Here is a 19,699-nt window from a genome sequence, read left to right on the forward strand (position 1 = left end):
AAGGAGACGGTATGCGCACACCGCTCGGCGATCGGGCGTCCCGGCTCCGCTCCCCCTGGTGGCGTGGCCTGGCCGCGGCGCTGTGCGGGGCGCTGCCGGCGCTCACCTTTCCGGCGCCCTCCTGGTGGTGGCTGGCGTATTTCGCCCTCGTCCCCTGGTTGCTGCTGGTGCGCTCGGCGCCGACGGTGCGGCGGGCGGCGCTGGACGGCTGGCTGGGGGGTGCGGGGTTCATGCTGGCCGTCCACCACTGGCTGCTGCCGAACCTGCACGTCTTCATCCTCGTGCTGGCCCTGCTCCTGGGTGCGTTGTGGGCGCCCTGGGGGATCCTGGTGCACGCCCTGCTCGCGGACGGGCGCGGGCGGGCGACGGGCGGGCGGTACGCCGCCGCGCTGGTGCTGGTGCCGTCGGGCTGGCTGATGGTCGAACTCGTCCGTTCCTGGGAGTACCTGGGCGGCCCCTGGGGGCTGCTCGGCGCCAGTCAGTGGCAGGTGCCGCCCGCGCTGCGGCTGGCGTCGCTCGGCGGGGTGTGGCTGCTGAGCCTGCTGATCGTGGCGGTGAACACCGCGGTGGCCGAGCTGATCGCCCGTCCCGCGTCCTGGTGGCCGGCCGTCGCCGGGCTGCTGGTCCCCGTCCTGGCGGGCGCCGCGGCCTGGTTCTGGGCGCCGGTCCCCCGCCCCTCGGGCACCGTACGGATCGCCGTCGTCCAGCCCGGTCTCGGCGGCACCCCCACCGAGCGGCTGGCCCGGAGCGAGTCGCTGACCCGGTCGCTGGCGGGCCGCGGCGTACGGCTCGTCGTCTGGGGCGAGAGCAGCCTCTACGAGGACCCGGGCGACCATCCCGCACTCGCCGCCCGGCTCGGCACGCTGTCCCGGCAGACCGGCGCTGACCTGCTGATCAACGCGGATGCGCGGCGGGCGGGCCGGCCGGGCATCGAGAAGAGCGCGGTGCTGATCGGGCCGCACGGGCCGACCGGCGACCGCTACGCCAAGATGCGCCTGGTGCCCTTCGGCGAATACATACCCGCAAGGTCCCTGCTCGGCTGGGCGACCCATGTCGGCAGGGCCGCGACCACCGACCGGATCCGCGGCACCCATCAGGTCGTGATGCGGGTCGCCACCGCGGACGGGCTTCGCATCGGCCCCTTGGTGTGCTTCGAGACGGCCTTCCCCGACATGAGCCGTCACCTGGCGCGCGACGGGGCGCAGGTGCTGGTCGCCCAGTCCTCCACCTCGACGTTCCAGGACAGCTGGGCACCGGCCCAGCACGCCTCACTCGCCGCGCTGCGCGCCGCGGAGAACTGGCGGCCCATGGTCCACGCCACGCTCACCGGCATCAGCGCGGTGTACGGCCCCCGCGGCGAGCCGGTCGGCGAGCGGCTGGGCACCGACCGCAGCGCGGCCGCCGTCTACGATCTGCCGCTGGCCGAGGGCACCAGCCCCTACAGCCGGTTCGGCGACTGGGCGCTGTACGGGGCAATGGGCGCTCTGCTGCTCGCCGGCGCGTACGCGGGCGTACGGGCGCTCAGGAGGCGGCCTGCGCGAGCGCCTCGGTGACCACCCGCTCGCACAGCTCATGGGTGCGCAGCGCGTCCCGCGCCGACGGCTGCCGCCCCGCCCGTACGTCGTCCAGGAACGCCAGCACGATCTGCTCGATGCCGCGCTGCCGGGCGACCGGCACCCAGTCGCCGCGCCGCCGGACGCTCGGCTGCCCCTTGTGGTCGATGATCTCGGCGAGGTTCACGACCTGGCGCTTGGTGTCCTGGCCGGAGACCTCCAGGATCTCCTCGGCGGAGCCGCTGAGCCGGTTCATGACGCCGATGGCCGTGAAGCCGGATCGCGCTGGGGAACCACTGTCGCCGGAGAGCTGGAGTACTACGTGCTCCAGCAGCCCGTCGCGCATCCGCGCCCGGACATCGATGTGATCGATCTCGCCGGGGACGAGGAACCGCAGGGTGTCGACGACGTGGATGAAGTCGTCGAGTACCAGGGTGCGCGGGTCCTCGGGCAGGCCGACGCGGTTCTTCTGCATCAGGATCAGATCGCGGGCGTGCTCCCGGCACTGGGCGTACGCGGGCGCGAAGCGCCGGTTGAAGCCGACGGTCAGCCCCACGCCCCGGTCCTCGGCGAGCCGCACGATGCGTTCCGATGCGGCGAACTCGTAGGAAATCGGCTTGTCGACATAGGTCGGCACGCCCGCCTCGATGAGCCGCGTCACGATCTCGGGGTGCACGGCGGTCGGCGCATGCACAAAGGCCGCGTCCAGGCCGACGGAGAGCAGCGAGTCCAGGTCGGTGTGCAGCTGCCGACCGGTCAGCCGGTGGCCGTCGCCGACCCGTTGGAGGGTGGCCGGAGTGCGCGTCTGCAGATGCAGCTCGATGCCGGGCTGCATGCCCAGTACGGGGAGGTACGCCTTCTGGGCGATGTCTCCGAGTCCGATGCAGCCGACCTTCACGCGCGCTCCTTCTGCCGGGACGACGCCGCGGGCGGCGCCGCGGGGTGCCGCGGTCCGGATGACCCCGGTGTGCCGGAAGCTTACGTGGCGGTCGGCGGGCGCCAGTCCGCGATGCCGTCCAGAGCGCGCAGCGCGAGATCCGGCGCGAGCCGGGCGGTGACGGCCATCCCGGCGGCGCGCAGCGCACAGGCCGGCCGGGACCGCCAGGTGGTGAGGCGGCCGATCCGCTCCGCCCGGCGCACCACCTCCATGGCGCGCGGCAGCCGCTGCCGGGTGTACGCGGTGAGCGCGGCGCCGAGATCGCCGTCCGCCGCGGTCTCGTGGGCGAGCACGACGGCGTCCTCGATGGCCTGACAGCCGCCCTGGCCGAGGTTGGGTGTCATGGGGTGGACGGCGTCGCCGAGCAGGGCGACGCGTCCCCGGTGGAAGGCGGGCGGCGGGGCGGCCGCGGTCCGGACGTCGTTGCGGAGGACGGCGGCGGGGTCCGCGGCGGCCAGCAGCGCGGGGACCGGGTGGTGCCAGTCGCCGAAGCGGCGCAGCAGTTCGGCCCGTTCGTCGCCGTCGGCGGCCCGTCCGCCGGGCGGCACGGCGGCGGTGGCGTAGGCGTAGACGCGCCCGTCGGTCAGCGGAATCGAGCCCCACAGGCTTCCGGGACCCCATGTCTCGTGTGCCGGGTACGGGCCGTCGGGGGCGGGCACGACGAAGCGCCAGGCGGTGAAACCGGCGTAGCGGGGCTCGGGATGGCCCGGGAAGACGGCGCTGCGGACGGCGGAGTGGATGCCGTCGGCGGCCACGACGAGGTCCGCGGTCAGCTCCTCCGCACGGATCCGTACCCGCGCCGGCCGGCCGCCGGGTGCCGGATCGCCCTCGTCGACGAGGGTGGCGGCGGCGTCGGTGCGGATGACGCCCTCGGGCAGCCGGGCGGCAAGGAGGGCGCTGAGCTCGGCGCGGTGGACGACGACGACCGGGCCGCCGAAGCGCCGGGCGGCCGCGGCGGTGTCCATCCGGGCCAGCCGCCGGCCGCTGGGGAGGCAGAGCGCGCCGCTGATCTGCGGGGCAGCCAGGGCGCGGACCGCGTCGCCGGCGCCGAGGGCGTCCAGGGCGCGCTGGGCATTGGCGGCCAGCCCGATCCCCGCCCCGCTTCGCCGCGCGCCGCCTCCGTTCTTCGCCTCGCGCCCGGATGCGCGGCCCGGTTCGAGGACCGCGGCGCGCTCCAGGACGGTGACGGCCCAGCCGCGGCGGTCCAGGGCCACCGCGGCGGTCAGTCCGCCGATTCCGCCGCCGATCACGAGGGCGGTGCGTCGACCCATGATCCCTCCCCTTGCCCGCGTAACTACAACTGTAGTTTCACGCTACTACAGCTGTAGTCGGCGCGATAGGCTCACCTGCCATGAACGCTCGCAGTACGCCGCGCCATGAGCGGATCGCCGACACCGCCCTGGCCCTGCTCGCCGCACGCGGAATGCGCGGGCTGACCCACCGGGCCGTCGATGAGGCGGCCGGGCTGCCGCAGGGTTCCACCTCGAATCTCGCGCGCACCCGCGCGGCGCTGCTGGAGACGGCGGTACGGCGGCTGGCCGAGCGGGAGGCGGCCGTCCTCACCCCGAGCGAGATGCCACCCGCCACGGACGTCACCCCGGCGGCGGTCGCCGACGCGCTGGCACTGGCCCTGCACCGTTACCTCTCGGGCCACCGGCAGCTGCTCGTCGCCCGCTACGAGCTGGCTCTGGAGGCCGGCCGCCGGCCCGAGCTGCGGGCCCTGTACGACCGGGCCGGGCGGGCCTTTCGGGAGCCGATGGTCGCGCTGCTGACGGCGGCCGGCTCCACCGACCCCGAGCGGCATGCGCTCAGCGCGATCGCCTGGTGCGACGGGATGCTGTTCTCCTGTACGGCGGGGCAATTCCACGGCGCCGTGCCGAGCCGGGCCGCGCTGCGCGCGTCGTGCGCGGAACTCCTGGACGGGATGCTGCGGGGATAGCCCGGGGATGCTGCGGGGACGGCCGGTTCCCGGGGCCTATGCCTCCGCGCCCCAGCCCCCGCCCCAGCCGCCACCCCCGCCGCCTTCGAGCCGCACCGCCAGCCGGTCGATGGCCTCCCTCAGCCCCTGGCGGTATTCGCCGTCCGCCACACCGTTGGTCGAGGCGCGGGCCCTGAGCAACTGGGCGCGGGCGTCGGCCGGGCGGTCGAGGGCGACGTAGTCGGCGGCGAGGTTGAGGTGCAGCGAGGGGAAGAAGGCGCACAGGGCGCCGGTGTCCGTGCCTGCGGCACGCTCGGTGACGAAGCCCTCGGCCGCCTCGAGGGCGCGCAGGTCCCAGTCGAGTTCGTCCCTGGGGTCGTCCTGGGTGTCCGCCATGTAGTGGGCGAGCGTGCAGCGGTGGAAGGCGTCACCCTGCGGTCCGATCTCGTGCCACAGCTCGGAGAGGCGGTTGCGGGCCTCTTCCCGGTCGCCGGCGCGATGCAGCATGATCGCCTGGCCGATCCGGATGAGCACGCCGTCCAGGGGCGCCTCGTCTGGCCGCTCCTCCGTCACCGCAACTCACCCCGCGCTCGCTCGCCGTCCCTCCCCCCGACGCTAACCGCCGGGGGGAGCCTCCGCGCGCGGTGGGCGGCGCGCCGGAGGCTGTGGCTCAGGCAGCGTTCAGGTCGGGGATGCGCCAGTCGATCGGGGTGTGGCCCTGTGCGGCGATCGCCTCGTTGATCTGGGTGAAGGGGCGGGAGCCGAAGAACTTCTTCGCCGACAGCGGGGAGGGGTGCGCGCCCTGCACCACCGCATGCCGCTCCTCGTCGATCAGCGGCAGCTTCTTCTTGGCGTAATTGCCCCACAGCACGAACACCGCCGGGTCGGGCCGGGCGGCCACCGCGCGGATCACCGCGTCGGTGACCTTCTCCCATCCCTTGCCCTTGTGGGAGTTGGCCTCGCCCTCGCGGACCGTGAGGACGGCGTTCAGCAACAGCACGCCCTGCTCGGCCCACGGCATCAGATAGCCGTTGTCGGGAACCGGGTGGCCCAGCTCCTCCTTCATCTCCTTGTAGATGTTGCGCAGCGACGGCGGCGTCTTGACGCCGGGCTGCACGGAGAAGCACAGGCCGTGCCCCTGCCCCGCTCCGTGGTACGGGTCCTGCCCGAGGACCAGCACCTTCACCTGGTCGTACGGCGTGGCCTCCAGCGCCGCGAAGACCTCCTCGCGGGGCGGGTACACCGGACCCTTGGCCCGCTCCTCCTCGACGAAATCGGTCAGCTCCTTGAAATAGGGCTTCTCCAACTCCTCGCCGAGGACCCCGCGCCAGGATTCGGGCAGCATGTCGGTCACCACGTCAACAACCTCCGTTGTGCGTTCCGTTCTCACCATCAGAACTTACCGGCGACCACTGACAACGCGGTCCGCGGGCGCCGGATCCGGGCATCGGCGCGGACCGGCGGACCTGCGGCGGTGCGCTCAAGCGGTGTCGAGCCGGGCTCGCTGGCACGGATCCAGCTCAAGGTCCAGCGCCGCCAGGCACTCGTCCAGCTGCCCCACCGAACTCACCCCCAGCACCGGCACCACCGGCACCGGCCCGCCCATCAGCCATGCCAGCACCACCTGGTTCCGGGTGGCCCCGCACTCCGCCGCGACCTCCGCCAGTACCCGGAGCCGCACCACCGAGCCCGGATGGTCGTAGCGCTCCGGCAGCGGCCTGTCCGCGCGAGTGTAGGCGCCCGCCATCAGGGGCGAGTAGCCGAGGAGGGTGAGATCGGGGTGCGCGGCCGCGTAGTCGAGGAGCTCCTCGTCGGTCTCCCGCTGAAGCCCGGGCGGCAGGTCCCGGCGCGGGTGCAGATAGGTGTGCCGCTGCTGTACGGCCCGGAAGCCGGGCAGCCCGCGCCCCGCGGCAACCGTCCGGGCCTCGGCAAGCCGCCACGTCGGATGGTTGCTGGCACCGAGGGCGCCCACCCTGCCGTCCCGGACAAGCCCGGCCAGCGCCTCCACGGTCTCCTCCAGGGGGACGCCGCGGTCCTCGACATGCGCGTAGTAGAGATCGACCCGGTCGGTGCCCAGGCGGCGCAGGCTGCCCTCGAGCGCGGCGCGGAGCACGGGCCCGGCCAGCCCTTCGGCGTTGGCGGGCCACCGGTCGCCGCGGGCCGGGTCCGGGCGGGCGCCGGCCTTGGTGGCCAGGACCGTACGGCCGGCCGCGCCCCGGCTGCGCAGCCAGCGGCCGAGCAGCAGCTCGCTCTCGTCGCCGGTCGCGCCGGGCACCCAGCAGGCGTAGTTGTTCGCGGTGTCGACGAAGGTGCCGCCGGCCTCGGCGAAGCGGTCCAGGATGGCGTACGAGGTCGGCTCGTCGACCGTGGTCCCGAACGGCAGCGCCCCCAGGCACACGGCGCTGATCCGGGGCCCTTGATCGCCGCCGAGGCTGCGGTGGTGCATGGCGTGTCTCCCTCACAGGGTCCGCTGACGCAGGTGGTGCCGGCCCCGAACGGGACCGGCACCACGGACTCTGCCTCTTGGAGCGCACACGAACGCAAGGCCCGCGGCCCCGCGGTCGGACTGCCCCCGCCGGGAGCCCTCAGACCCCGGCGTTGAGGAACAGCCCGCCGTCCACGACCAGCGTCTGCCCGGTGATCCACCCCGAGGCGTCGGACAACAGGAAGGCCGCGGCCCCACCGATGTCCTCCGGGACGCCGAGCCGCGCCATCGGGTAGCCGGCCGCCGCCTCCTCCTCACGGTTCTCGTACAGCGCGGCCGCGAACTTGGTCTTGACGACCCCAGGCGCGATCGAGTTGACACGGGCCACCGGCGCGAACTCGTGCGCGAGCTGCAGAGTCAGGTTCACCATCGCCGCCTTGCTCATGCCGTACGCGCCGATGAAGGGCGAGGCGTTGAGGCCGGCGATCGACGCGATGTTGACGATCGCGCCGCCGTTGTCCTTCTGCCAGGCGTGCCAGGTGCGCTGCGCGAAGCCCAGCGCCGAGATGACGTTGGTCTCGAAGACCTTGCGCGCGATGCCGAGGTCGAGGTCGGCCATGGGACCGAACACCGGGTTCGTACCGGCGTTGTTGACGAGATAGTCGACGCGACCGAAGGCCTCCATCGCGCGGTCCACGGCGACGGCCTGGTGGGCCTCGTCGTGCGCCTTGCCGGCGACACCGATCACCCGGTCCGCGCCCAGCTTGTCGGCGGCCTCCTTCAGGGCGTCCTCGTTGCGGCCGGTGATCACGACCCGGTCGCCGCGGGCCACCAGGGCCTCGGCGATGCCGTAGCCGATGCCCCGGCTGGCGCCGGTGACCAGCGCCACCTTGCCGGAGAGCTCGGGGAGCCCGTTGTCCTGCTCGGTCATGTCCTGTACTCCTGTGGTCAGTTGAGCGGTCCGCCGGCGACGTACATGACCTGGCCGGAGACGAATCCGGCCGCCTCGCCCGTGAAGAAGGCGATGGCGTTGGCGATGTCCTCGGGCCGGCCGACGCGCTGCACCGGGATCTGGGTGGCGGCCGCGGCCTGGAAGTCCTCGAAGCCCATGCCGACGCGCTCGGCGGTGGCCGCCGTCATGTCGGTGGCGATGAAGCCGGGGGCGACGGCGTTGGCGGTGACGCCGAACTTGCCGAGCTCGATGGCGAGGGTCTTGGTGAAGCCCTGCAGACCGGCCTTGGCGGCGGAGTAGTTGACCTGGCCGCGGTTGCCGAGCGCCGAGCTGGAGGAGAGGTTGACGATCCGGCCGAACTTGGCGTCGACCATGTGCTTCTGACAGGCCCGCGACATCAGGAACGCGCCCCGCAGATGCACGTTCATGACCGTGTCCCAGTCGGTTTCGCTCATCTTGAACAGCAGGTTGTCGCGGAGCACGCCCGCATTGTTGACGAGCACGGTCGGCGCGCCGAGCTCGGCCGCGACCCGTGCGACCGCCGCCTCCACCTGCCCCGAGTCGGAGACGTCGCAGCCGACGGCGATGGCCTTACCGCCCGCCGTGGTGATCTTCTCGACGGTGTCCTTGCAGGCCGCCTCGTCGAGGTCGAGTACGGCGACGGCACGGCCCTCGGCGGCCAGGCGTACGGCGGTGGCCGCGCCGATACCGCGGGCCGCGCCCGTCACGATGGCGACGCGCTGCTCGGTGGTGGACATGCGGGTTCTCCTCACCTCGAAACCTCGAAAGCGGCTCGCCGCACCGCTCGAACAGGTGAGCAACCGCTTAGTAGGGCTGACGCTAGAAGCCCGACCACCCGCTGTCAACGCCCCCCTGCCACGCCGTAACCCACCTCACGCGACGCAAAAGCGCCGGTCCCGTCCGAAGGCGGGCCCGGCGCCCTCGCGCGGCGTTCCGGCGGCTCAGCGCACCAGCAGCTCCAGCAGCCGCTTCACCTCGGCGGCGGGGTCGGTGGTCAGTCCGGTGTGGACCGGGCCCGGCTGGACGATCGTGCTGCGCGGCGCGATCAGCCAGCGGAAGCGGCGCCCCGCGTCGTCCCCCGCGGCCTGTCCGGCCTCCGCGCCGCCGTGGCAGATGCCCTCGACCGCGGCGAGCGCGACCCGCACACCGTCGATGTCGCACGAGGGGTCCAGGGCCAGCAGCCGGGCCTCGTCCAGATGCGTACGGGCCTCGACGAAGCGCCGCGCCCGGCAGTACACGATCACGCCGGCGTTGATCATCTCGCCCCGCTCGACCCGCGGGACGACCTTCAGCAGGGCGTACTCGAAAACATCGCGCCCATTGTGCAGACCGCTCACTTCACTACCCTCCGCGGCAGCTTGCCCGCCAGCCATTCCGGTGCCTTCGAGGGGGTGTCCTCGGTGCGGTCCCCGATGGTGATGTGGTCGCTGATCATCTCGGCGCGGGCCAGCAGCGCCCTGACGTAGGCCCGGCGCACCTCGTCCGGCGCATCGAAGCCCGGCTCGTCGACCAGCCATTCGTCGGGCACCTCGGCCGCGATCCCGGCAAGCAGTTCCTCGGTGATACGCGGCGCGAACTCGGCGGCGGCCCCGGCGATGTCCGGGGCGAAACTGGCCAGCACATGGTCGGAGGCGTCGAAGGGCTTGACGGCGGCCTTCTCCGCGCTGGGCCAGTTGTGGTGCCAGATCATCGTGGCGCCGTGGTCGATCAGCCACAATTCGCCGTGCCAGACCAGCATGTTGGGGTTACGCCACGACCGGTCGACGTTGTTGATCAGCGCATCGAACCACACCACGCGCCCCGCCTCGCGCGAGCTCACCTCGAACGCGAGCGGGTCGAAACCGAGCGACCCGGGAAGGTAGTCCATCCCAAGATTCAGTCCACCGCTGGCCTTGAGCAGTTCCTGCACTTCCTGGTCGGGCTCACTCAGCCCGATCACGGGGTCCAGCTGCATCTGCACCAGATCCGGCACCCGCAGCCCGAGCCGACGCCCCAACAGCCCACAGATGATCTCGGCCACCAGCGTCTTGCGGCCCTGACCGGCACCGGTGAACTTCATGATGTACGTACCGAGGTCGTCGGCCTCGACGATCCCCGGGAGCGAGCCGCCCTCACGCAAGGGCGTGACATAGCGGGTCGCAACGACCTCCCTCAGCGTTTTCGCAGGTTCCACGAGCCATCTTCCTTAGATTCCACGGCCTCGCATCAAGGGGTGCATTTCACGGGATCGTCCGCAATCAGCCCTGGGGAGAATCCGGGGAGTTTCGACTGGCATACCGATTCCCCTCCCCTTCCGAGCAGCCCGTCAATGACGGCGCGCCCTTTGCCTCCGGCCTCCGGCATGAAGTCAGCATAGTAACCGAGCGTGACGATCGGCGAGGAGCGCCCGAGCCGCCGTCGGCGCAGCGGAACACACCCACCAGGCCCAGGGGTCAGCCCCCGAAGGACTTCGGGAGCCGACCGCTTGGGTCCCTCACGTCACCGGACGAGCCCGATGGCTTCAATCTCGATCATCCACTCGGGGTCGGCGAGCGAGGAGACCTCGACGAACGACTCCGCGAGGTGGGGCTTGTCGGGGAAATGTTCCGCGCGCAGCTTGGCGAAGACGTCCTGCCGTGCAATGTCGGTGACGAACACGGTCGCCTTGACCACGTCGGCGAGGCTGGAGCCCGCGTTCGTCAATACCGTCGACAGGTTCGCGAGCGCCTGGCGGGCCTGCGCCTCGAAGTCCCCGGCGCCGACCGTGGCCCCCTGGGCGTCGATCGGGGCCTGGCCCGAGGTGAAGACCAGATTCCCGACGCGGATGCCCAGCGATATGCCGGCCGACTCGTACCAGTCGGGCTCCGCGGAGACGCGTACACGCTCGGCGGCGGGCGGTGTAACGGACATGGTGGTGACACTCCTTCAATACTGCTTCTGTGTGGCCGAGTGGTGGCAATCGCCGGCTCGATGGCGATCCCTGCAGGACAGCCACGGAATGCCGTGATCCATTCCCGAGGGCCCGTGTACTCCGGCACCCCGGGAAAGGTCGGCAACCGCCAGATCGGGGTCAGCCTCCACGTCGCCTCGTGCCCCCTGTCGTGGCGCAGCGACCGGCCACGACTTCGGTACCGACAGGTCAGGGGCGTTGTCAGTGGGGTGCGGCATGATGCGGGTACGAACGTTTCACGGGGTGGCCGCAGACACCCCGTGAGGTCGCCCGCGCGCTTTCCCACCACGCCTGTCGAACGGCACGTCGGCGCCACGTCGGTGTACGAGCTCGCCCCGCCGGAATCGATCACCGAGCCGTGTCGCCGGCGCCGCGCCACACGTGGGGGACAAGCGGCGGCCGGGGTGCGATTCACCCCGTGCGACGCGCCTAGGATGAACGACGTACGGTCAACACGACTTGACGGTGCCGGACGGACAGGACAACGGGGAGACAATGACCAGCCCGACCCAGGCCCCAGAACAGGCCAAGGCCCATGAGCCCCACCCCTACATCGGGGGGCGCAATGCCGCGCTGCGCGCGCTCGCCGCGTGGCGGATGGAGAGGCCGGGCGCGCCTCGGGTCGTCATCCTGACCGGAAGTCCGGGCGCCGGGTGCTCGCGGCTGCTCACGGGGTTCCTGATGCTCTGCGACCCGGAGCATCGCATGGGGCTCGAGCTGGACGCCCTCGATCCGGCGACCGTGCCTCCGGACCTGCCCGCACCCGCGGTGCCGAGCGTCGCCGGGCTGACGGCAGCGCAGACCCTGTGGCTGCTCGCCGATCACTACGAGTTGTCCGCGACCCGCACCGCCGACATCTTTCCCGAACTCGGTCAACTCCCTTTGTCCGGGCGGCCGGTGACGATCGTGGTGCCGGATGTGGATCGGGCCGGTCCGGTGCGGGGGGCGGGTGAGCCCGCGCGCGTGGTGCGGGACGCGCTGAAGCCCCTCGCCGCCGTCGAGTCCGTACGCCTTCTCGCCGACGTGCCCCGGGAGTTCGCCGTCGAGCTCGCCGAGGGCCTGCCGCCCGGCGTGGCCCAGATCATCGACCTCGACGCACCCGAGTGGGCCGACCCCGAAGGGCTTGTGCTGCAGGCCGAGGCGCTGCTCAATCCCCAATTCGGCGCCCCGGAACTGCCGTTCACGACCGATCCCGACGCTCGACGCGCGCTCGCCGAGGACATCGCCCGGCACGCGGAAGACGGCGCGGGCAGCCGCCTGACCGTGCATCTCGCCGTGCAGTCGATCCTGATGCACCCGGAGGGGTTCGACCCGGCGGATGAGAGCCAACTGCCCGGCAGCGTCGGCGAAGTGCTCGATCTGCACGCCCAGCGACGTGACACCCACCCCCGCATCCTGCGGCAGTTCCTCGCGCCCCTCGCCCTTGCCGAGGGCGACGGCCTGCCCGTGCACCTGCTGACCCCGCTCGCCTCCGCCGTCGCCGGGCGGGACATGAGCGAGGACATGGCGCGAGGCATGCTGCTCGCCGCCCCCTTCGTCCGCCCCATCGAGAGGGCCGGCGAAGGCATCCCCGAGGGCGAGCGGACGCTCCTTGGATTGCAGCACCCGGGCATCGGCGAGGCCGTTCGGGCGGGCATTCCGGATGTTCCGGGCGCTCAGGCGCGTATCGCCATGGAGTTGCTGGAGGCCGTACCCCATCAGGACTGGGCGCAGGCAGGGACGTACGTTCGCGATCACATCGCGGGACACACCCTGGAGGCCGGTCTGCTCCCCCGGCTCCTCACCGACCCCGGCCTGTTCACCCACGCCGAGCCGGTGCGGTTGCGCGCCGCGGTGGAGGCCGTACCCCCGGAGCGGTTGGACGCACCGGCGCGCACATATCTGCGTACGGCCCCGCTGCTCACCCGCGCCCAGGCACCCGCCCTCTTTCGAGCGGCGCTCCTGGAGACCGCGTTCGTCGAAGACGGACTGCTGGAGTATGCGGCGGTATTGCGCCGCACGGTGCCCGAGCTTCCCTGGCACACCCTGTGGAGCGTGCCGGTCGCCGGGGTCGACGCCGTGACCGTCGGCAAACTGCCCCCGTCCGCGGCCGCGTCGGACAGCGCCGCGGAGGCCCCTGCGGGGCAGGAGCCTCCGGAGTCGGCCCCGCTCGCGGTCGCGGTGAGCGCGGTGCCTCGAGGCACCCCGGGTTCGCGCCCGTTGAAGGCCGACGATCCCCAGGCCCCCGCCGTGCTGGTGCAGGACCTCGCCACCGGCTCCGTCATCGATGCCGACCCGGCCCGGATCCTGCGCCTTTCGGATGACGAGCGCGCCACGGGGCCGCTCGGGTTCAGCCGCGGCGCCGACTATGTACGCGTCTGGCGTCGCGGCGAGCAGAAGGGCGACGAGAAGATCGTCACGGCCCTGATCTCCGCCTCGCCCTTCACGGGAACCGACCTCTCCCCCGACGGCATCCTCCTTGTTGCCACGGAAAGCGGTGTGAAGGCGCTGCAGATCCGCCCGGCGCAGCCCCATGCCACGACCGCTCGGCGCTCCGTACCCGACCCACGGGCGGCCGAGCCCGAGCCGGAAGCCGCACAGGCTCCACAAGCCCCCGGGCCCGATGCCCACCCGACCGCCTGACACCCACCCACCGCAGGCCGTTAGGCTCAGAGGCCCGAAGCCTCTCGAAGGTGCCCGCACCGGACCGCCTGCACCCAGGCCCACTCGGACGAGGCCGCGGAGCGCGCCCGGCACCGACCCCGGCCGCACCGGCCCCGTCCGCCCGAAGACTCGAAGGGATTCCCGTGATCAGCCAGGAGCAGGCGCTCGCGACCGCCGAGGGGTGGCTCAACCCCGAGGGACAGGCGCACCGTGAGGTGCGGATGCAGGAGTTCGATCTGGGCTGGGTGGTGTGGGCCGCGGCCCCGCCGCTCGAGCGTGACCCGGTCACGGGCAAGCGCCGGCCGCCGGCCACGATCGGCCACTCCTGCGGTGTGGTCGACCGCCACACCGGCGAGCTGAGCACCTGGCCGTCCGTGCCGGTCGAGGAGGTCGTGCGGATGTATCAGCAAAAGCACGGCGGCGGCCAGGAGGCCGCGCCGCCCGCGCAGCCGCCGGTCACCGGCCCCGGCAACACCACGGTCATCACCTACGTCGACCCGCGCACCGGCGAGGAGACGAGCCTCTTCAAGAACTCCGCCCCCGGTGAGCCGCACTCCGAGTACCAGGCGATGGTGGAGCTCGACAGCCTGGGCGTCCCCGCTCAGAACGTGGTTGCGATCCACACCGACCTCAGCTCCAGCCTGCTCCCCGGCGGGTACCCGGGCCGGCTGATCGGCCGTGTCTACCCCAACGCCCGGTTCTCCTGCACGCAGGAGTACGGCCTGCGGGGCGAGGAGCGCGCCGAGGCGGTCGCCGGGCTGATCGAGCACGTCGAGCAGACGCACCGGATCGCGGGGCAGCAGCCGCCGCCACGGCCTCACCGCGCGCCGGTGCCGACCGGCGTCGAGCCGGCCGAGCCGCTCAGCGATGTTGCCCTGGGCCACGAGCTGACGGAGGCCTTCGGCGCTGACGACGTACGTCGCTACGACGCCGACGTCGTGGCGGGCACCCCGCTCCCCGAGGCCACCAAGGGCACGCTGACACGGGCCGGGCTTCCGACCGACATCCCGTTCTTCTTCACGGCCGACAGCCCGGAGGCGGGGCTTCCGGGCGGCCTGTTCGGCAATGCCGCCGCGCATCTGCGCGAGGTCGGCTCCCAGGCGAGCCCCGACTCCCTCGCGTCCCTGGAGGGTCACGTCAGGATCGGCACCGACGGGGTCGCCCTGATCACCGTCCAGTGCACGGGGTCCGATCTGGAGGGTGAGCCGGTCGGCCAGCTCTGGGCCGTCACTCCGGAAAGCGGCGCGGGCCGCCGGGTCAACGCCTCGGTGTCCGCCTTCGTCCGCTCCCTCGCGCTGATGCACACCACGCGCGAGAGGATGATCGCGCTCGACCCGATCCTGGCGGGCAGCGCCGTCGCCGACTTCCAGGAGCAACTCGTCGCCATCGACGCGTCGGCCCTGGACGACCCGAGGAACTGGTGGTCGGTGATCGTCGAGCAGATGTGGCACGGGTTGTTCTGATCGCCCCATCCGCCGGGAGGATGCGAAGTGAGCAACGCCGACACGGTGGCTCTTTGGCACGGGATTCAGCGACATCGCGAGAACGCCCGCTTCTCGGTGCAGGACATCTACCGGGAGTCCGACGCCTCGGTCAGGGTCCGGCTCGTGACCGTCGCCACCGAGGTGCGGATCCACACCCTCCGTGTCGGGGAGACCTTCCCCGTGGGCGCCGAGACATGGCAGCTCACCGACTTGACGGGTTGGCCGAGCGAGGACGACTGGCTCGTGATGCTGCGCCGCGTCGCGACGTCCCCAACCGGAGAGGATGTACGCGAAGGCGGTACAGCGGTACAGGGGTAGGCGGACGAGGACGGCCGCGACAGTAAGGACGGGGAGGCAGTACCGCACCATGGGTCGGCGCTACGAAGTGGACGGTTACACCGCCGAGTTGGACGAAGAACTCCAGGTCGTCTACCGCAATCCACGCGGCAAGAAGCTTCAGAAGATACCCGACCGGCTCGCGGACACCGAAGGCGTACGCCGGCTGTACCGGCTGCGGCGGGCGCTCACGAGACACCGCAGGGACGCGCGCGTGCAGGCCGAAGCCTGGGCCGCCGCGGGCACGCGCGTGCCCAGGGCCCTCGCCGAGTCCGACGCCGTGTGGCGCGAGGCGCTCACCGACGCCGGGGTCGAGCCGGCGGGGGACCCGTCCGCATCGGATGCCGACGAGGCGGCGCTGATCGCGCGGACGTACGTCCACCCCGACGGCCACACCATGACGCTCCTCCTGGAGTCTCCCTTCGCACGTCACTGGGACGCGCTGCTGGCGTCGCAGGAGGAATGGGAGCTGACGGACACGTTCGCGACCGGCATCCGGGCTCGCAGGGACACCGGGGATACCGGGGCTCCCAGGGACACCGGGGATACCGGGGACAGTGAACTCCCGTTCCCTGAGCGGCTGATGGCGGCGAATCCCGGCCGGGAGCAGGAGGCCCTGGAGGCGGCCTACGCCTTCGGTTGGAGCCTTTGGGGCAGCCCGCCTCTCTACAAGTCCATCCTGGACGACGACTTGGAGAACCTGGCCGCGACGGCACCCAGGTTCCTCCCCGCCTTCCTCGACGAACTCGCCGACATGTGCCTGAAGGCGGGCGGAGAGCACAAGGAGCACGCCACCGGGTACTTCACGCGCGCCAGGAGCGCCGAACGCGAGCACCACACCAAGCCCGACGAGCGCTGGCTCGACGCCCGATACGCCACCTTCGCGGACCATGGAGCGCTGGCCAACGGGGCACTACGCGCGCGTGCCAAGGAACTGGCTCCCCGGGGCGCGGTGGTCTCGCCGGACCAACTCCGTCGATTCCGCGACGTACTGGTGCGACGCGTCCACACGCCCCACGACCTGTATCCGGGCATGGCCGCGGATCTGCGCAAGGTGGCCCGTGCGGCGGGAGCGAATCCCGAGTCCGAAGTGGCCGCGCTGCTCGAGGGCATCGTGCCGAAGGTCGGGCTGTGCGCGGGTGACGTGAACAAGTTCTGGGTCGACGCCCTGAAGGGAAAGGCCCTGGAGCTGCTGGTCGAGCGGCGCCCGGAAACGGTGCACGACGTGCTGCGGCTGATCCCCGACGACGCGAACAGCACGGAGGACTGGCTGTCGCTGCTCCGACGCAGCGGTGCCCTGGCCCTGTTGACGGGCGAACGGCCGGGGCTCCCCGCCGGCGAGGCCGCCCGCGTGCTGCACGACTGGCTGGCGAGCGAGCCGACGTGGCGCGTACGGAGTGACGAGCTGTACGACCTGGCGGTGCGCCTCGCCCCACGCCTGGCGGCCGACGCCGTTCCGGTGCGCCTGCCCTACCCCGAGCCCGACCGCAGGCGCGCCCTCATCCCGCTCGACCTGGCGGACGAACTCCTCGAACACGGGGTTCCGTTGGCGGACCCTCCGCCGGAACTGGGCGGCGCGGGCATCGCCAACATGCTCGTCCACCGCCGCCCGCACCTGACGCTGCTGCTTGCCGACCCGCGCTTCGACCGCGAGCTGCGCAGCGCGCTCGACGCGGAACTCGAGCTGGTGGGGCTGCCGGAGGCAGGGATCTCGTACCACCGTCACTACCGCCCGCATCGCGCCACGGAACGGAACAGCTGGCAAAGCACCCCCGGCCTCTGCCGTACCCCTCTGGGCCGTGAGGTGTTGCGCGTCTGGCTGGACCGCCAACGCGCACGCCTGCGCGCAGGCCTCGACCTGAACGGGCTCGAGCACCTGCTCGCCCCCTTCGTGCACGTCGGTGGGGTCGTCGACGAGCTGCTCAAGGACGAAGCGGCGGCACGGGAGTTCGCGGCGGTGGACGTCGCCGCACTGGTCCTGGCCGACCTCCCGATCCAGGCCGACCGTCCAGCGGTCGAAGGGCTGATGGCCACGATGCGCCCCGAGGACCTGATCGGCACCAGGCCCATGCCGGGCCTGCGCACACGGATCGACGAGACCTTGCCCGGCCTCTCTGAGCTGCAGGTCGCCCAGGCCTGGAAGGCGCTCCAGACGGGGGTCAACTGCCAGGAGGGGCTGAGGCGCCTTGTCGCGCGCCTTTCCGGCTGATCGGCGTCACGTGTTGTGGAGCACGTACGACCAGGCGGGCTGCTCGCCGCCCGTCTCATCGACTTCGGCCAGCGCCCCCAGGACCCAATATGCGACCTGCTCGCGCTCGGAACTGGCCCGGGGCGCAATGTCCCGCGTACGCCACCCGGTAACGAACAGCGCGACCATGGTGAGGAAATCTTCGAGGCTGTGCGCGATGGGAAGGCCGGCGAGGTGCCCCTGGCCCGGCTCCGTGGGAACGCGTAGGACGTGTCCGGTGGGCCCATCGACGACGAGCTTGCCGCCCATCCACTTGCCGATCTGGAAGAAGGGCCCGCTTTCGGGGACGGGCTCGATTCCCTCGGGCCAGGAGGGAAGTTCGTCGAGAATTCCCATCTCCCAGTTGCCGAACGGAAAAAGCCCCATGGCCCCTTCGTTCATGTAGGGCAGACCGAAATCGAGGAGAAGTTCGCGCGTCCCCGCATGGGTGAGCCGATCCGGAAAGTCCTCGACCTCGATGGGATAGAGCAGGTCCTCGCCGAACAGTGTGATGAGGTCCTCGTGACTCGGTGCCGGCGCGTCGATCGGATGGCACGGGCCCGCGTCCGTGTAGTCCCCGCTCAGAGGTTGCAGCCGGGCACCGAAGGCGGAGATGTCCACTCCCTCCGCTGGCTTGATGGCGATCAGTCCCGGGGCGCCCGCGAAGACGACGACTTCACCCACGGCCAGCGGCGCGCAGGGCAGCATGAAAGCGCGGTCGTCTCCTCGGGTGGACGACGCGGCGAACAACTCTTGGACCCGAGCCGGCGCGGCGGAGCCGTTCCCGGACGACGCGGGCCAGGTGAGATCCGCACGATGCTCCTGCGGAACCTCGTCGTACTCCCAGGGGCCTGCGACATGGTCTCCCGCCTCCACGTCCCAGATCGAGACGTACGGCTGCCGTTCCCCGTTCACCGTCCGCTGCTGCAAACCGGCGATGGCGGCTCGTCCCCGCCATCGCACTTCCGCCGACGCGGCGAACTTTCCGGCCCGGAGAAAGCGTGCGTGATATCCACCCGGCGGGCGCCAATGTGCCCATTTCACTCGCCAGGGCAGTGCAACGCCTGAGGAGGTCACACCCGACGCGAATGCGTGATCGTCGCGCGAAAAGGCCATCAAGTGCAGCCACGAGGCCCACTCCGTCTGGCGCTGTGGCGTGACGCCCCAACCCCACAGATGAAGCGCGTCGGCGGCGGCCGTGTTTCCGGGGATGAGGAAGGTGATGCTTCGTGCCGCGTCCATGAGCGCCGTTTGCGGCAGATTGGCGATGACACGTCCGTCCCGAAGAACATCGTCGTACGTTCCCGCCTGTACGGCGTGCATGGCGACCCCGGTGGCGGCGTACAGGCCGACGGCACCGCGCCTGGCCCACCCTTCGGGGTGGCGAAAATCCGGGGCCGAGCGCATGAGCCAAGCGACCACATGTTCATTGACACGGGCGAGTTCGGCGGAATCGATCTCGCGGCGCACGGCTTCGGCCACGGCCTCGTCGACGAAGAAAGCCCCGAGCGGCCCGAGTCGGAGAACGTCGGACTGTTCCGCTGCGATATCCGCGAGTTCCTCCTCGGATACCGCTGCACCGCTCAGCCCGGCGACAAGTTGGGCCCAGACGGGAAGAGGTACGAAGCGGGGCTCGGCCAGCGCCAACGCCCGCACGGCAACGGACTCCGTTACCGCCGGCAGAGACTCGACGGCCGCCGCGGACAGCCGAAACACCGCCCTGGGATCAACGTGGGTCGGCAGCAACTCGGGAACCACATGGGCCACCACGGCCAACTTGCCACGCGCCAACCACGGAAGCGTCAGGGTCACCAGCCGCTCGGGCTCGTACGACCGCCGGGTCGGCCCGGCACGGTGCGCGTTGACGACCAGCAGCAACCGTTCCTCGGGCCAGGAGCCGAGCGCGAAACGCCAGTCATCCCGCTTGTCCGCGGAGAGATCGACTCCGAGCGCCGTGAGGGCCTGGTGCATGACCTGCTCGGCGGTGAGACCGGTGGCGTCGACGACAACACTGCCGGGCACGTGCTCGTGAATCTCCCGCACGACAGCCGAGGCGTCATGGCCGGCCAAAGCGACAAGAAACGCCACTTGGCCGGCGTGCCCACCCTCACGCCACCATGCGCCGACGCGACCGGCGACCTCTTCCTCGGGGATTCCGGGGGTGTCGGTGGTTGGCTCGGGCATGGTCCTCCTTCGTTGCGCGATGGCTCCTCGACCCTACGCGTGGCCGCGTGTGAAGGAACGGCCCGGGCTCTTGCTGTCGCATGACCCGGG

Annotated in this window: 17 protein-coding genes; 6 read left to right on the forward strand and 11 right to left on the reverse strand. The window is 71.7% G+C overall.

All coding sequences use genetic code 11. The annotated features are described in order from the left end of the window. Nucleotides 1-11 precede the first annotated feature (11 nt). On the forward strand, nt 12-1,553 hold the full coding sequence (gene lnt, locus ACIGWZ_RS34255; RefSeq protein WP_400070998.1) for an apolipoprotein N-acyltransferase: 1,542 nt from the start codon (nt 12-14) through the stop codon (nt 1,551-1,553). Here the strand turns inward: lnt and ACIGWZ_RS34260 are convergent. Next, nucleotides 1,522-2,451 (reverse strand): Gfo/Idh/MocA family protein, encoded by a 930-nt coding sequence (locus ACIGWZ_RS34260; protein ID WP_400071000.1) that lies wholly within the window; start codon nt 2,449-2,451, stop codon nt 1,522-1,524. The two genes, lnt and ACIGWZ_RS34260, sit on opposite strands and share 32 nt — an antisense overlap. An 80-nt stretch (nt 2,452-2,531) precedes the next feature. Further along, nucleotides 2,532-3,761, reverse strand: a complete 1,230-nt coding sequence (locus ACIGWZ_RS34265) for an FAD-dependent oxidoreductase (protein ID WP_400071002.1) — start codon at nt 3,759-3,761, stop codon at nt 2,532-2,534. A gap of 80 nt (nt 3,762-3,841) precedes the next feature. Between ACIGWZ_RS34265 and ACIGWZ_RS34270 the strand changes: the two genes are divergently transcribed. Then, nucleotides 3,842-4,429: a TetR/AcrR family transcriptional regulator gene (locus ACIGWZ_RS34270; protein ID WP_400071004.1), complete on the forward strand. Its 588-nt coding sequence runs from the start codon at nt 3,842-3,844 to the stop codon at nt 4,427-4,429. 36 nt (nt 4,430-4,465) lie between these two features. On the opposite strand, the gene ACIGWZ_RS34275 is transcribed toward ACIGWZ_RS34270, so the two are convergent. The 8 genes from ACIGWZ_RS34275 to ACIGWZ_RS34310 all read right to left on the reverse strand — a co-directional run bounded on the left by ACIGWZ_RS34275 (nt 4,466) and on the right by ACIGWZ_RS34310 (nt 10,695). Further along, nucleotides 4,466-4,981 (reverse strand): hypothetical protein, encoded by a 516-nt coding sequence (locus tag ACIGWZ_RS34275; protein ID WP_400071006.1) that lies wholly within the window; start codon nt 4,979-4,981, stop codon nt 4,466-4,468. A gap of 97 nt (nt 4,982-5,078) precedes the next feature. Next, nucleotides 5,079-5,753 (reverse strand): uracil-DNA glycosylase, encoded by a 675-nt coding sequence (locus ACIGWZ_RS34280; protein ID WP_400071366.1) that lies wholly within the window; start codon nt 5,751-5,753, stop codon nt 5,079-5,081. 135 nt (nt 5,754-5,888) lie between these two features. Then, complete coding sequence (locus ACIGWZ_RS34285; RefSeq protein ID WP_400071008.1) at nt 5,889-6,854, reverse strand: aldo/keto reductase; 966 nt, start codon at nt 6,852-6,854, stop codon at nt 5,889-5,891. 139 nt (nt 6,855-6,993) lie between these two features. After that, on the reverse strand, nt 6,994-7,764 hold the full coding sequence (locus ACIGWZ_RS34290; RefSeq protein WP_400071010.1) for an SDR family oxidoreductase: 771 nt from the start codon (nt 7,762-7,764) through the stop codon (nt 6,994-6,996). A 17-nt stretch (nt 7,765-7,781) separates the two neighbouring features. Further along, nucleotides 7,782-8,543 (reverse strand): 3-oxoacyl-ACP reductase FabG, encoded by a 762-nt coding sequence (gene fabG, locus ACIGWZ_RS34295; RefSeq protein ID WP_400071012.1) that lies wholly within the window; start codon nt 8,541-8,543, stop codon nt 7,782-7,784. Between the two features lie 204 nt (nt 8,544-8,747). Next, on the reverse strand, nt 8,748-9,143 hold the full coding sequence (locus ACIGWZ_RS34300) for a DUF3037 domain-containing protein (RefSeq protein WP_400071014.1): 396 nt from the start codon (nt 9,141-9,143) through the stop codon (nt 8,748-8,750). Further along, entirely contained in the window at nt 9,140-9,961 is an 822-nt protein-coding gene (locus ACIGWZ_RS34305; protein ID WP_400071368.1) for a HipA family kinase, read from the reverse strand. The genes ACIGWZ_RS34300 and ACIGWZ_RS34305 overlap by 4 nt, the downstream gene beginning before the upstream one ends. Before the next feature lie 323 nt (nt 9,962-10,284). Beyond that, on the reverse strand, nt 10,285-10,695 hold the full coding sequence (locus tag ACIGWZ_RS34310) for a RidA family protein (RefSeq protein WP_400071016.1): 411 nt from the start codon (nt 10,693-10,695) through the stop codon (nt 10,285-10,287). A 535-nt stretch (nt 10,696-11,230) separates the two neighbouring features. Here ACIGWZ_RS34310 and ACIGWZ_RS34315 point away from each other — a divergent pair. The 4 genes from ACIGWZ_RS34315 to ACIGWZ_RS34330 all read left to right on the forward strand — a co-directional run bounded on the left by ACIGWZ_RS34315 (nt 11,231) and on the right by ACIGWZ_RS34330 (nt 17,407). Further along, entirely contained in the window at nt 11,231-13,357 is a 2,127-nt protein-coding gene (locus tag ACIGWZ_RS34315; protein ID WP_400071018.1) for an ATP-binding protein, read from the forward strand. A gap of 164 nt (nt 13,358-13,521) precedes the next feature. Further along, complete coding sequence (locus tag ACIGWZ_RS34320) at nt 13,522-14,841, forward strand: SUKH-4 family immunity protein (protein ID WP_400071020.1); 1,320 nt, start codon at nt 13,522-13,524, stop codon at nt 14,839-14,841. A gap of 27 nt (nt 14,842-14,868) precedes the next feature. Next, a complete protein-coding gene (locus ACIGWZ_RS34325; RefSeq protein ID WP_400071022.1) occupies nt 14,869-15,180 on the forward strand; it encodes a DUF6406 domain-containing protein in 312 nt (103 codons plus the stop codon). Nucleotides 15,181-15,229: 49 nt separating this feature from the next. Continuing rightward, a complete protein-coding gene (locus ACIGWZ_RS34330; protein ID WP_400071024.1) occupies nt 15,230-17,407 on the forward strand; it encodes a hypothetical protein in 2,178 nt (725 codons plus the stop codon). A gap of 6 nt (nt 17,408-17,413) precedes the next feature. Here the strand turns inward: ACIGWZ_RS34330 and ACIGWZ_RS34335 are convergent, their stop codons facing one another. Continuing rightward, nucleotides 17,414-19,609 carry an SUKH-4 family immunity protein gene (locus ACIGWZ_RS34335; protein WP_400071026.1) on the reverse strand — a complete coding sequence of 732 codons (2,196 nt, stop codon included), beginning with the start codon at nt 19,607-19,609 and terminating at the stop codon, nt 17,414-17,416. Nucleotides 19,610-19,699: the final 90 nt, after the last annotated feature.

Origin of the sequence: Streptomyces sp. NPDC053427 (genome assembly GCF_044544985.1) — a bacterium.
Lineage (GTDB): Bacteria > Actinomycetota > Actinomycetes > Streptomycetales > Streptomycetaceae > Streptomyces.

Coding starts and splice junctions, on each gene's coding strand:
- lnt (WP_400070998.1), top strand. CDS start 12: ATGCGCACACCGCTCGGCGATCGGGCGTCCCGGCTCCGCTCCCCCTGG.
- ACIGWZ_RS34265 (WP_400071002.1), bottom strand. CDS start 3,761: ATGGGTCGACGCACCGCCCTCGTGATCGGCGGCGGAATCGGCGGACTG.
- ACIGWZ_RS34270 (WP_400071004.1), top strand. CDS start 3,842: ATGAACGCTCGCAGTACGCCGCGCCATGAGCGGATCGCCGACACCGCC.
- ACIGWZ_RS34280 (WP_400071366.1), bottom strand. CDS start 5,753: ATGCTGCCCGAATCCTGGCGCGGGGTCCTCGGCGAGGAGTTGGAGAAG.
- ACIGWZ_RS34285 (WP_400071008.1), bottom strand. CDS start 6,854: ATGCACCACCGCAGCCTCGGCGGCGATCAAGGGCCCCGGATCAGCGCC.
- ACIGWZ_RS34290 (WP_400071010.1), bottom strand. CDS start 7,764: ATGACCGAGCAGGACAACGGGCTCCCCGAGCTCTCCGGCAAGGTGGCG.
- fabG (WP_400071012.1), bottom strand. CDS start 8,543: ATGTCCACCACCGAGCAGCGCGTCGCCATCGTGACGGGCGCGGCCCGC.
- ACIGWZ_RS34310 (WP_400071016.1), bottom strand. CDS start 10,695: ATGTCCGTTACACCGCCCGCCGCCGAGCGTGTACGCGTCTCCGCGGAG.
- ACIGWZ_RS34315 (WP_400071018.1), top strand. CDS start 11,231: ATGACCAGCCCGACCCAGGCCCCAGAACAGGCCAAGGCCCATGAGCCC.
- ACIGWZ_RS34330 (WP_400071024.1), top strand. CDS start 15,230: ATGGGTCGGCGCTACGAAGTGGACGGTTACACCGCCGAGTTGGACGAA.
- ACIGWZ_RS34335 (WP_400071026.1), bottom strand. CDS start 19,609: ATGCCCGAGCCAACCACCGACACCCCCGGAATCCCCGAGGAAGAGGTC.